Annotated in this window: 8 protein-coding genes and 1 pseudogene; 4 read left to right on the top strand and 5 right to left on the bottom strand. The window is 69.2% G+C overall.

What is annotated here, in order from left to right; genetic code table 11:
• Positions 1-125 precede the first annotated feature (125 nt).
• A complete protein-coding gene (gene glnA / locus ACFXC1_RS35810; protein WP_381250905.1) occupies positions 126-1,487 on the bottom strand; it encodes a type I glutamate--ammonia ligase in 1,362 nt (453 codons plus the stop codon).
• A 354-nt stretch (positions 1,488-1,841) separates the two neighbouring features.
• Here glnA and ACFXC1_RS35805 point away from each other — a divergent pair, with 354 nt between their 5' ends.
• The 4 genes from ACFXC1_RS35805 (at position 1,842) to ACFXC1_RS35790 (ending at position 7,479) form a co-directional block, all read left to right on the top strand.
• Positions 1,842-2,513, top strand: a complete 672-nt coding sequence (locus ACFXC1_RS35805) for a DUF3105 domain-containing protein (protein WP_381250903.1) — start codon at positions 1,842-1,844, stop codon at positions 2,511-2,513.
• A 5-nt stretch (positions 2,514-2,518) separates the two neighbouring features.
• A complete protein-coding gene (locus ACFXC1_RS35800) occupies positions 2,519-3,139 on the top strand; it encodes a DUF305 domain-containing protein (protein ID WP_381250901.1) in 621 nt (206 codons plus the stop codon).
• A gap of 265 nt (positions 3,140-3,404) precedes the next feature.
• The gene (locus tag ACFXC1_RS35795; protein ID WP_381250899.1) at positions 3,405-5,342 is read left to right on the top strand and encodes a S53 family peptidase; all 1,938 of its coding nucleotides are present in this window, start codon (positions 3,405-3,407) and stop codon (positions 5,340-5,342) included.
• 100 nt (positions 5,343-5,442) lie between these two features.
• Positions 5,443-7,479, top strand: a complete 2,037-nt coding sequence (locus tag ACFXC1_RS35790; protein WP_381250897.1) for an NAD(+) synthase — start codon at positions 5,443-5,445, stop codon at positions 7,477-7,479.
• Positions 7,480-7,520: 41 nt separating this feature from the next.
• Here the strand turns inward: ACFXC1_RS35790 and ACFXC1_RS35785 are convergent, their stop codons facing one another.
• The 4 genes and pseudogenes from ACFXC1_RS35785 to ACFXC1_RS35770 all read right to left on the bottom strand — a co-directional run bounded on the left by ACFXC1_RS35785 (position 7,521) and on the right by ACFXC1_RS35770 (position 12,334).
• On the bottom strand, positions 7,521-8,735 hold the full coding sequence (locus ACFXC1_RS35785; RefSeq protein WP_381250895.1) for an MFS transporter: 1,215 nt from the start codon (positions 8,733-8,735) through the stop codon (positions 7,521-7,523).
• Positions 8,736-8,833: 98 nt separating this feature from the next.
• A pseudogene (locus ACFXC1_RS35780) lies at positions 8,834-9,785 on the bottom strand (endonuclease/exonuclease/phosphatase family protein).
• Positions 9,786-10,070: 285 nt separating this feature from the next.
• A complete protein-coding gene (locus tag ACFXC1_RS35775; RefSeq protein ID WP_381250893.1) occupies positions 10,071-10,691 on the bottom strand; it encodes a TetR/AcrR family transcriptional regulator in 621 nt (206 codons plus the stop codon).
• A gap of 53 nt (positions 10,692-10,744) precedes the next feature.
• Positions 10,745-12,334, bottom strand: a complete 1,590-nt coding sequence (locus ACFXC1_RS35770) for an MFS transporter (RefSeq protein WP_381250892.1) — start codon at positions 12,332-12,334, stop codon at positions 10,745-10,747.
• Positions 12,335-12,461 lie beyond the last annotated feature (127 nt).

Below are 12,461 nucleotides of genomic sequence, written 5' to 3'. Positions count from 1 at the left end.
ACAGCCGCGCGGTGTGGGGGGGTGCAGCGGGGTGCTTTTCTCGCCCTCTTCTAGCAAACACCTTTTTCATGCGGGCGGGGGCCCGCGGCCCCCCCCCGCCCCCCCCACTCGGCTGAACGCGTGCCTTACAGCACCGGCAAGTTCTTCCGCAGCTCGAACGCCGTGACCTCGGAGCGGTACTCCTCCCACTCCTGGCGCTTGTTGCGCAGGAAGAAGTCGAAGACGTGTTCGCCGAGGGCCTCGGCGACGAGGTCGCTGCGTTCCATCAGGGTGAGGGCCTCACCGAGGTTCTGCGGGAGGGGCTCGATGCCCATCGCGCGGCGTTCCGCGTCGGAGAGGGCCCAGACGTCGTCCTCGGCGCCCGGCGGGAGTTCGTAGCCCTCTTCGATGCCCTTCAAGCCGGCGGCCAAGAGCAGCGCGTAGGCCAGGTACGGGTTCGCGCCCGAGTCCAGGGAGCGGACCTCGACCCGTGCCGAGCCCGTCTTGCCGGGCTTGTACATGGGGACGCGGACCAGGGCGCTGCGGTTGTTGTGGCCCCAGCAGATGTACGAGGGGGCCTCGCCGCCGGCGCCGGCCGTGCGCTCGGAGCCGCCCCAGATGCGCTTGTAGGAGTTGACCCACTGGTTGGTGACCGCGGAGATCTCCGCCGCGTGCTTCAGCAGGCCCGCGATGAAGGAGCGGCCGACCTTCGAGAGCTGGTACTCCGAGCCGGACTCGTAGAACGCGTTCCGGTCGCCCTCGAAGAGGGAGAGGTGCGTGTGCATGCCCGAGCCCGGGTGTTCCGAGAACGGCTTCGGCATGAACGTCGCCTGCACGCCCTGCTCCAGCGCCACCTGCTTCATGACCAGGCGGAAGGTCATGATGTTGTCCGCCGTGGAGAGGGCGTCGGCGTAGCGTAGGTCGATTTCCTGCTGGCCCGGTGCTCCCTCGTGGTGGGAGAACTCGACCGAGATGCCCATCGACTCCAGCATGGTGATCGCCTGGCGGCGGAAGTCCATGCCCACGTTCTGCGGGGTGTGGTCGAAGTAGCCGGAGTTGTCGGCGGGGGTGGGGCGGGAGCCGTCGAGGGGGCGGTCCTTCAGGAGGAAGAACTCGATCTCGGGGTGGGTGTAGAAGGTGAAGCCCAGGTCGGAGGTCCTGGCGAGGGCGCGCTTCAGCACGTACCGCGGGTCCGCGAAGGACGGGGAGCCGTCCGGCATGAGGATGTCGCAGAACATGCGGGCCGTGCCGGGGGCCTCGGCGCGCCAGGGCAGGACCTGGAAGGTGGAGGGGTCGGGCTTGGCGATCATGTCGGACTCGTACACGCGGGCGAAGCCCTCGATCGCGGAGCCGTCGAAGCCGATGCCCTCGTCGAAGGCCTGTTCCAGCTCGGCGGGGGCCACGGCGACGGACTTGAGGAAGCCCAGCACGTCCGTGAACCACAGCCGTACGAACCGGATGTCGCGCTCCTCCAACGTCCGGAGCACGAACTCCTGCTGCTTGTCCATCTTCCGCTTCCCCATCCTTGCTGGTCAGGCCGCCTGTCCTCGTACCGCAGGAGGCGGTCGGGCACCTGAGCATCCCACCACAACACCATTTCGTGCGCGTTGCCGACCTTGATCGACCGGCCGTCCTCGGGCTGAACGGCTCACGAACGGCAGGTGTCCCGCGCTGATGCTCATGTGATGCCCATCTGCTGACCATCTTGCCTGCTCGGACTGACATTCGTAATGCCTGGCCCGGGGCACTTCGCACTCTTCCGCGGTCTTTGCTGTGGGCGCCCTACGAGAACCCTTTCCTCCCCCACTACGATCAGCGGGTCCCGACCTTCCCGTCCCTTCCCCCAAAAGGACACACATCTCATGGGTTCCGCCAAGAACACCGGCACCGCGGCGCGCAAGGCCCGCATCGAGGAGATGCGGCGCGCCGAGCAGGCCCGCGAGCGGCGCGGCCGGATCGTGAAGATCGCGGCGAGCACGGTGGTCGTCGCCGGTCTCGTCATCGGCGGGGTCGCCGTCGTGCACGCGCAGTCCGGCAAGAAGGACAGTTCCGCGAGCGACTCGAAGAACAGCGGTTCCGGGCACTTCGTCGCGGGCTCGGACGGCGTGAACACGTGGAAGGGGACGCTGGGCCGCACCCACGTCACCGGCACGGTGAACTACCCGATGCACCCGCCGGTCGGCGGCAACCACAACCCGGTCTGGCTGAACTGCAACGGCGACGTCTACACCAAGGCCGTCAAGGACGAGAACGCGGTGCACGCGCTGGAGCACGGCGCGGTCTGGGTGACGTACAACAAGAAGGCCTCGGCCGCCGACGTCAAGGCGCTCGCGGCGAAGGTGAAGTCGACGCCGTACTCGCTGATGAGCCCGTACGACAGCCAGAAGGACCCGATCATGCTGTCGGCGTGGGGGCACCAGCGCACCGTGAAGAGCGCGAGCGACCCGGACGTGAACAAGTTCTTCGCCGAGTTCGTGCAGGGCAAGCAGACGCCGGAGCCGGGTGCGGCCTGCACGGGCGGGCTGTCGCAGTGAGGCAGGTGGGACTGATCGCGGGGGCCGCGGCGGTGGCGCTGGTCGCGGCCGGCGCGATCACGTACGCGGTCGCCGAGGACGGCAGTGGGTCCACCAACTCCCCTACTCCTGCGGCCGATTCGGCGGACGCCGGGTTCGCGCGGGACATGGCGGTGCACCACCAGCAGGCCGTCGAGATGTCGTACATCGTGCGGGATCGCACGAAGAACGTGGAAGTGCGGCGGCTCGCATACGACATCGCGCAGACGCAGGCCAACCAACGGGGCATGCTGCTGGGCTGGTTGGACCTGTGGAACCTGCCGAAGGTGTCGGCCGACCCGCCGATGACCTGGATGGGCATGGGTGACATGGCGTCCGGGAAGGACGGCGCGCTGATGCCGGGGATGGCGACCAACACCGAGCTGAAGAAGCTGAGTTCACTGAGCGGCAAGCCCGCCGAGGTGTTCTTCCTGCAGCTCATGACGGACCATCACAAGGGCGGGATCCACATGGCCGAGGGGTGTGTGGAGAAGTGCACGGTGGGGGTGGAGAAACGGCTGGCGCAGGGGATGGTCGACGCGCAGCAGTCGGAGATTCAGCTGATGGCCGACATGCTCAAGGAGCGTGGCGCGGAAGCGCGTTCGTAAAGCATCCACAGTCGTTCGTTACACGCCCGTAAGGAAAAAAGCCCCCAATTCGCCCTGGCTGACGGTTCCTTGGGTTTCTCTTGACTTTCACGTTCCCCTGGCATGAACGGTTCATCGAAAGAGTGGCCCCACGTGTGATCCATCCGCGGACCCTCCCGCCGCAGGTTCCGTACGGATCGACGACGACCAACCACTCCATGCGTGGAACCGCATAGCAGGGGGTTTTATGAGATCCAATCGCGCCACCATGCGCGCCGGAGTGAGCATGGCAGCGACACTGCCCATGATCGCCGGCGCTCTGGCGCTCGGTATACCCGCGGCGCACGCCGCGGACACCCCGGGCCGGGACGCTCTCGCGGGCACCAAGCCCGCGTGGGCGACGGCCAAGGCGGACAAGGGAGCCACTCCGGACAGCTCCAAGGTCTCCGCCCGGGTCTACCTCGCCGGCCGGAACGCCTCCGGTCTCGCGGCGTACGCGAAGGCCGTCTCGGACCCGAGCTCGGCTCTGTACGGCAAGTACCTGAGCGCCACTCAGGTGCAGCAGCGCTTCGGCGCCACGACGGCCCAGGTGAGCGCCGTCAAGTCCTGGCTGAAGTCCGCCGGGCTGAAGATCACCGGCACCACGCAGCACTACGTCACCGTCTCCGGTGACGTGGCGGCGGTCGAGAAGGCGTTCAGCACCTCGCTGCACAACTACTCGAAGGGCTCGAAGACCTACCGCGCCCCGTCGAAGACGGCCTCCGCGCCGGACAGCCTCAACGGAGCCGTCCTGACCGTCACCGGTCTCGACAACGCCCCGCACAAGGCGACCCACGACGACACGCTGCCGGGTCCGACCGCGGTGTTCAAGAACTCGGGACCGTTCTCCTCGTACTACGGCTCCAACACCGCGACCACCCTGCCCTCGGCGTACGGCCAGAAGATCCCGTACGCGATCAAGGGCTACACGGGCAAGCAGCTGCGGGCCGCCTACGGCGCCGGCAAGTACACGGGCAAGGGCGTGCGCGTCGCCATCACCGACGCCTTCGCCTCGCCGACCATCGCCTTCGACGCGGGCACCTACGCGAAGAAGCACGGCGACGCCACCTGGAAGACCAGTCAGCTGAAGCAGGTTCTGCCCAGCGACTACCGGTACACCGGCGCCGACGAGTGCGACGCCTCGGGCTGGTACGGCGAGGAGACCCTCGACGTCGAGGCCGTGCACGCGGTGGCTCCGGACGCGAACGTCACGTACGTGGGCGCCGCCTCCTGCGTGGACGACGACCTGCTCGACGCGCTGAGCAAGGTCGTCGACAACCACCTGGCCGACATCGTCTCCAACTCGTGGGGCGACATCGAGGCCAACCAGACCCCGGACCTCGCGGCCGCCTACGACCAGGTGTTCCAGCTGGGCGCGGTGGAGGGCATCGGCTTCTACTTCTCCTCGGGTGACAACGGCGACGAGGTGGCCAACACCACCACGCCGACGCAGCCCGGCGTCAAGCAGGTCGACACCCCGGCCAACTCGGCGTGGGTGACGGCGGTCGGCGGTACCTCCCTCGCCGTGGGCAAGGGCGACAAGTACCTGTGGGAGACCGGCTGGGGCACCGAGAAGGCCCTGCTGTCGGCCGACGGCAAGAGCTGGACCAACTTCCCCGGCGCCTTCACCTCGGGCGCGGGCGGCGGCACCAGCAAGACCGTGAACGAGCCCTTCTACCAGAAGGGTGTCGTCCCGGACGCGCTCGCCAAGGCCAACAGCGCCACCGGCAACCGCGTCGTCCCGGACATCTCGGCGATCGCCGACCCGAACACCGGCTTCAAGGTCGGCCAGACGCAGACCCAGGCGGACGGTTCGGAGTCGTACAGCGAGTACCGGATCGGCGGCACCTCGCTCGCCTCCCCGGTGATCGCGGCGGTCCAGGCCCTGGCCCAGCAGGCGCGCGGCGGCAAGGCGATCGGTTTCGCCAACCCGTCGATCTACGCCAAGTACGGCACGAAGGTCTACCACGACGTGACCGACAAGCCGACCGGCACGGACCTCGCGGTCGCCCGCGTGGACTTCGCCAACGGCTTCGACGCCACCAACGGCCTGCTGACCTCGGTCCGCAGCCTCGGCAAGGACAGCTCGCTGTCCGCGGTCAAGGGCTACGACGACGTGACCGGCGTGGGCACGCCCGCGAACGGCTACGTCGAGTCGTACGCCTCCCCCAAGGGTCACCACTGACCCGGTAGGCGGTAGGCGAGTCACCTGTTGATGGGGTGGCGTGGGGTATTCGACACCCCGCGCCACCCCATCGCGTCTCACTGACGATTACAGTGGACCCGTGCCTCCACTGAACTTCTGGTCGATCTATCAGCACGGCTTCGCCCGCGTCGCCGCCTGCACGGGCCACACCGTGATCGCGGACCCGCACGCCAACGCCGAAGCTGTCCTGCGCCACGCCCGCCGCTGCGACGAGGAGGGCGTCGCCGTCGCCGTCTTCGCGGAGATGGGCCTGTGCGGCTACTCCATCGAGGACCTGCTCCTCCAGGACGTACTGCTCGACCAGGTCGAGGAGGCGCTGCGGGAGGTGGTGACGGGGTCCGCGGACCTGCTGCCGGTGCTGGTCGTCGGCGCCCCGCTGCGGCACCGCAACCGGATCTACAACTGCGCGGTGCTCGTGCACCGGGGCCGGATCCTGGGCGTCGTACCGAAGTCGTACCCGCCGAACTACCGCGAGTTCTACGAGCGCCGCCAGATCGCCGACGGCGCCGACGAGCGCGGCGGTTCGATCCGCGTCGGCGGGGAGGAAGTCCCGTTCGGCGTGGACCTGTTGTTCGCGGCCCAGGACGTCCCGTCCCTCGTACTCCACGCGGAGATCTGCGAGGACATGTGGGTGCCGGTGCCGCCCAGCGCCGAGGCCGCCCTGGCGGGCGCCACGGTCCTCGTCAACCTCTCCGGCAGCCCCATCACGGTCGGCCGCGCCGAGGACCGCAAACTGCTCTGCCGCTCGGCGTCCGCGCGCTGTCTCGCCGCGTACGTCTACGCGGCGGCCGGCCTCGGCGAGTCGACGACGGACCTGTCCTGGGACGGCCAGGCGATGATCTACGAGAACGGCGCACTGCTGGCGGAGACCGACCGCTTCCCGCTCGGCGACGAGTACGCGGTGGCCGACATCGACCTCGACCTGCTGCGGCAGGAGCGGCAGCGGATGGGGACGTTCGACGACAACCGCCGTACGCACCGCGCGCGGACGTCGGACTTCAGAACCGTCGGCTTCGAACTCGCGCCGCCGCTCACCGACTTGGGACTCCGGCGCCGCCTCGAACGCTTCCCGTTCGTGCCGGCCGACGCGGACCGCCTCGCGCAGGACTGCTACGAGGCGTACAACATCCAGGTGGAGGGCCTCCAGCAGCGGCTCGCGGCGATCGGCGGCCCGAAGGTCGTCATCGGGGTGTCGGGCGGCCTGGACTCGACGCACGCGCTGATCGTCGCCGCCCGCGCCATGGACCGCGCGGGCCGTCCGCGCAGCGACATCCTGGCCTGGACGCTGCCCGGCTTCGCAACCAGCGACCACACGAAGGACAACGCGCACGCCCTGATGCGGGCGATCGGCGTCACGGCGGCGGAACTCGACATCACGCCGACCGCCCGCCTGATGCTGAAGGAGATGGGCCACCCCTTCGCCTCCGGCGAGCCGGTCTACGACATCACCTTCGAGAACGTCCAGGCGGGCCTGCGCACGGACTACCTGTTCCGCCTCGCCAACCAGCGCAACGGCATCGTGCTCGGCACCGGTGACCTCTCGGAGCTGGCCCTCGGCTGGTCCACGTACGGCGTCGGCGACCAGATGAGCCACTACAACGTCAACTCCGGCGTGCCGAAGACCCTGATCCAGCACCTGATCCGCTGGGTGGTGAGCAGCGACCAGTTCGACGAGGAGACCGGCAAGATCCTCACCGCGATCCTCGACACGGAGATCAGCCCGGAGCTGGTACCCGGCGAGGAGATGCAGTCCACGGAGTCGAAGATCGGCCCGTACGCGCTGCACGACTTCACGCTGTTCCATGTGCTGCGGTACGGGTTCCGGCCGTCGAAGATCGCGTTCCTTGCGTGGCACGCGTGGCACGCGGCGGAGGCGGGGGCCTGGCCGCCCGGCTTCCCGGAGGAGAAGCGCGTGGCGTACGAACTGCCGGAGATCCGGCGGTGGTTGGAGGTCTTCTGCCGCCGCTTCTTCGGGTTCGCGCAGTTCAAGCGGTCGGCGATGCCGAACGGGCCGAAGGTTTCGGCGGGGGGTTCGCTGTCGCCGCGGGGGGACTGGCGGGCGCCGTCTGATGGGTCGGCTGCGGCTTGGCTGCGGGATCTGGCGCGGTTCGACTAGTCCCTCAAACCGACCGTGAACGGGTACTGGGTGGGCGAATGTCAGGGGTGCAGCGCCGGTGCCTGCTCCGGTACGTGGGCTGCGACCAGGCGTTCGCGCCCCGGTACTGCCCGGCGCCGGTCCACCGTCGCCGCCGTAGCCGCGACTCCCAACCCCAGCACCGCCAACACCGCACCGGCCACCGCAGGTGACGTAGCGCCGAAGCCTGCCGCCAGGGCCAGGCCGCCGATCCAAGCGCCGCCCGCGTTGGCCAGGTTGAAGGCCGCCTGGTTCGCGGAGGAGGCCAATGAGGGGCCCGCTGCCGCCTTCTCCATCACCATCAGCTGGAGTGGGGAGCCCGTCACGAACGCCGCGACGCCCAGCAGGACGACCGCGAGTGCCGCGCTCCACTCCGTCGTCATCAGGAGCGGGAACAGGGCCAGGACCGCGCCCAGGGACACCAAGCCGCCGAACAGCGTGCCCCGCAGGGAGTGGTCCGCCAGGCGGCCGCCCACCAGGTTGCCTGCCGTGGCGCCCACGCCGAACAGGGCCAGCAGCAGCGTCACGCTGCCGTCGGCGAAGCCTGCCGCGTCCGTGAGCATCGGGGTGATGTAGCTGTAGGCCGAGAAGAGCGCGCCGAAGCCCGCCACCGTCGTGCCGAGGGCCAGCCAGACGGGGAGGGAGCGCAGAGCCGCCATCTCGCGGCGCAGGCCCACCGCCGGTGCGTGTGCGTGGTCGTGCGGTATCAGCAGGGCCAGTGACGCTATGGCCGCTACGCCGATCAGGCTCACCGCGAGGAACGTGGCTCGCCAGCCCAGGTGTTGGCCCATCAGCGTGGCCGCGGGTACGCCCACGATGTTGGCGACCGTGAGGCCCAGGAACATCAGCGAGACGGAGCGCGCCTTGCGTTCGGGGGCGACCATCGTCGTGGCGACCACGGCTCCTACGCCGAAGAAGGCACCGTGCGGGAGGCCGCTCAGGAAGCGGGCGGCGAGGAGGTAGTCGTAGTTCGCGGCGAAGGCCGACAGGGCGTTGCCCGCCACGAAGAGGACCATCAGGGCGATCAGGACCGTGCGGCGGGACATGCGGGCGGTGACCGCCGCGAGGAGCGGGGCGCCGATGACGACCCCCAGCGCGTACGCCGAGACCAGGTGTCCCGCCGTGGGGATCGAGACGTGCAGGTCGTCCGCGACCTCGGGCAGCAGGCCCATGATCACGAATTCGGTGGTGCCGATACCAAAAGCGCCGACGGCCAGGGCGAGCAGGGCCAGGGGCATGGAGGTGCCTGTGCCTTTCGAGGGAGAGCGGAGTTCCGTACCGAGCAGCTTAAGTTCAGTTACGGAACAAAGACTCCCAGGCCCTCTATTCCACGAGGTTAAGAGCTCGTGTCCAGGTTCACACGGGCCGCGATCGGGAGATGGTCGCTGCCGGTCCTGGGGAGCGTCCACGAGGTGACCGGCTCCACGCCCTGGACCATGATCTGGTCGATCCGCGCCATCGGGAACGAGGCCGGCCAGCTGAACCCGAAGCCGTCGCCCGCCGCGCCCTGGGTGGAGCGCATCTGGGAGGTGACGGCGTTCAGCGAGCGGTCGTTCATCGTGCCGTTGAGGTCGCCGAGGAGGATCTTCCGCTTCAGCGGCTCGGCGGCGATGGCCTCGCCGAGCGCGTCCGCGCTCGTGTCGCGCTGCCGGGCGGTGAAGCCGGCCTCGAGCTTCACCCGCACCGAGGGGAGGTGGGCGACGTAGACCGCGATCCGTCCCTCGGGGGTGGTGACGGTGGCGCGCATCGCGCGGGTCCAGCCCAGCTTTATGTCCACGGCCCGGACGCCGGTCATCGGGTCCTTGCTCCACAGGCCGACCGTGCCCTCGACCGCGTGGTACTTGTACGTCGACGCGAGCGCCTTCTCGTACGTCGGGACCGCCGAGGCCGTCAGCTCCTCCAGGGCGACGACGTCCGCGCCGGACGCGGCCACGTCACGGGCCGTGCCGGCCGGGTCGGGGTTGTCGGCGTTGACGTTGTGCGTGGCCACGGTCAGGTCGCCGCCGGTGCCGGTCTTGTCGCTGAGCAGCAGCCCGCCGAAGAGGTTCAGCCAGACGACCGCCGGGAGTACGACGGCGATCAGCGCGGTCGCCGACTTGCGGACCAGGCCGAGGACCAGCAGCAGCGGGATCGCGATCCCGCACCAGGGCAGGAAGGTCTCCGTGAGGCTGCCCAGGTTGCCGATCCGGTTCGGGATGCGGGAGTGCAGCAGCATGACGAGGGCGAGGACGAGCGCCAGCGCGGCGAGGATCAGCCCCCGGCGCCAGATCCTCCGGTCGCCCCGCCAGCCGTCGAACAGTCTGTTCCGCAGGCGCCGAAGTCGGTTTCCGTGCGGCTGGTCCCCCGAGCCGCCGTCGTCCGTCTCCGCCACATACGCCTGCTGTGCCATACCTTCGCCTCACTACCTGCCGTGCACACCATCGTCCCCGCGCCTACGACCCTAGGGGATGATCGGTTCCGATCCGCCGTCACATGACGGCCGTACGGGGACGAGGACGAACAAGTCGCCGCCGTGAGTTCCGGATACCGGCCATCAGGGCGCGCTTGTGACGAGACCCGCACATACGGATCCGCTAGGGCCTGGCGGGGCGCAGGGCCACCAGCACGGTGTCCACGAGGAGTTCGGACAGGCCCTCGGGGAGGTCGGCGTCGGCGCGCATGACGGTGCGCAGGAGCATCGGGCCGACCAGCATGTCGTTCATCAGCTCGGCGTCGAGGTCGGTGCGGAGTTCGCCGTTCTCCTGGCCCCGGCGCAGGATGTCCACCTGCTTGCGGCGGCGGGGCTCCACGACGGTCGCGTGGTAGGCGGCCCACACCTTCGGGGTGCTCTTCATCTGCGCGTACACGTTGTGCAGCAGGGCCGAGGAGCGGGTCATCAGGCCGCGCTGGCGCAGCTGTTCCATCATGGCGACGAGGTCGTCGCGCAGGGAGGTGCCGGGCAGTTCGGGGTCGTCCGGCTCCGCCTCGCGGACGACGTCGACGAAGAGCTCCTCCTTGCCCGGCCAGCGGCGGTAGATGGTGGCCTTGCCGACACCGGCGGTGCGGGCGATGCGCTCGATGGAGAGTTCGGCCAGGGGCACGCCTTCCTCCAGGAGCTTCATCACGCCCTCCGTGATGGCGCGTTCGACGGCCTCGCTGCGCGGGCGTCCCCTGGTGGGGGCACCCGGCTGAGTCCCGCTGTCGGCAAGGCTCACTTCACTCCGTCCCTTCGCTGTCCCCCCGTCCACGTCTGTGCCGATTGTCGCCGCTATTCGCCCACGACGACCAACTCCTGTTCCTCCTTGCCCTCCTGACGGGCCGTCGGCTTTCCGGGCAGGAAGAGGAAGGCGACCACCGCTCCTACGACCGCCACGCCCGCGCCGCACAGGGCGGTGACGTGCATGGCGTGCAGGAAGGCGTCGTTGGCCGGGGTGACCAGGGCCCTGCCCTGCGGGCCGAGCTTCGCGGCGACGCCGAGGGTGGCCTCGATGGACTCGCCGGCCGTGTCGCGGAGGGCGGCCGGCACCGAGCCGAGCTTGCCCTCGATGCCGTTGCGGTAGGCGGTGGAGAGCACCGAGCCGAGTACGGCGATGCCGAGCGCGCCGCCGACCTGGCGGAAGGTGTTGCTCAGCGCGGACGCGGAGCCCGCCTTCTCGCGCGGCAGGGCCTGCATGATGACGACGCTGGTCGGGGTCATGACGTGCGCCATGCCGGTGCCCATGAGGAAGAAGATGACCTCCAGGATCCAGATCGGCGTGTCCGCCTTCAGGGCCGCGAAGGCGGCGAGCATCCCGGCGAGCAGCAGCAGGCCGACGCCGGTGGTGATCCGGTTGCCGAAGCGGTCGACGACCAGCCGGGCGCGCGGCGCGAAGAACATCTGCGCGGCGGCCAGCGGCAGCATCAGCAGACCGGTCTGCAGCGGCGAGTAGCCGCGCACGCTCTGGGTGTAGAAGACCGAGAAGAAGGTCACGCCCATCAGTGCGAAGAAGACCAGCGCGATGGCGGCGATCGCGGCCGAGAACACCTTGTTCTTGAAGTACGTGACGTCGATGGACGGGTGGTCGCTGCGCTTCTCGAACCACACGAACCCGGTGAGGACCACGAGACCGGCGATGATCGTCGACAGCACCTTGGGCGCGGTGAAGTCGGCCAGTTCGCCGCCCTCGATGATGCCGTAGACCAGCAGGACGAGGCCTACGACGGAGAGGACCACGCCGATCGGGTCGAGGCGGCCGGGCTTCGGGTCGCGGGAGTCGGGGACCAGCCAGATCATCAGGGCGAGCGCGACGATCACGATGGGCACGTTGATCAGGAAGACCGAGCCCCACCAGAAGTGGTCGAGGAGGACGCCTCCGGTGATCGGGCCGATGGCGATGGCGAGGCCGACGCCGCCGGCCCAGATGCCGATGGCCTTGGGCTGCTCGTCGCGCTCGAAGACGTTCATGAGGACGGCGAGGGTGGCGGGCATCACGAACGCGGCGCCGATGGCCATCAGGGCGCGGAAGCCGATGAGCTGGTCGGGCGAGCCGGACTCGGCGGCCAGCGCGGAGCCGATGCCGAACACGAGGAGACCGCCGAGCAGGGTCTTCTTGCGGCCCAGCCGGTCACCGAGGAGGCCTGCGGTGAACAGCAGGCCGGCGAAGACGAGGGTGTAGGCGTTGATCGCCCACTCCAGCTCGCTCTGTGTCGCGCCCAGGCCGGTGGGGGCCGGGGTGGAGATGGTCTTGATGGCGACGTTGAGGATCGAGTTGTCGAGCACCACGATCAGCAGGCTCAGCATCAGCACGCCGAGGATGGCCCAGCGACGACGGTGCACCGCTTCGGGTATCCGGGTGCTCGGGACGGGTGGAGTGGTCATGCGGTCCAGACTAGGGAGCTTCGGGCGAATTCCGATACGAGACCGTGCCGTATCGTAAATCTTTTACTCAGACCTTACGTATGCCCCGTACGTGATGCGGGTGACGGGGGTCCCTCTGGCCCTCCGT

This window comes from Streptomyces hokutonensis (assembly GCF_042751305.1).
Taxonomy (GTDB): Bacteria; Actinomycetota; Actinomycetes; order Streptomycetales; family Streptomycetaceae; genus Streptomyces; species Streptomyces hokutonensis_A.
Note: the sequence above shows the minus strand (reverse complement) of the source record. Positions and strands in the feature narration are given on the sequence as shown.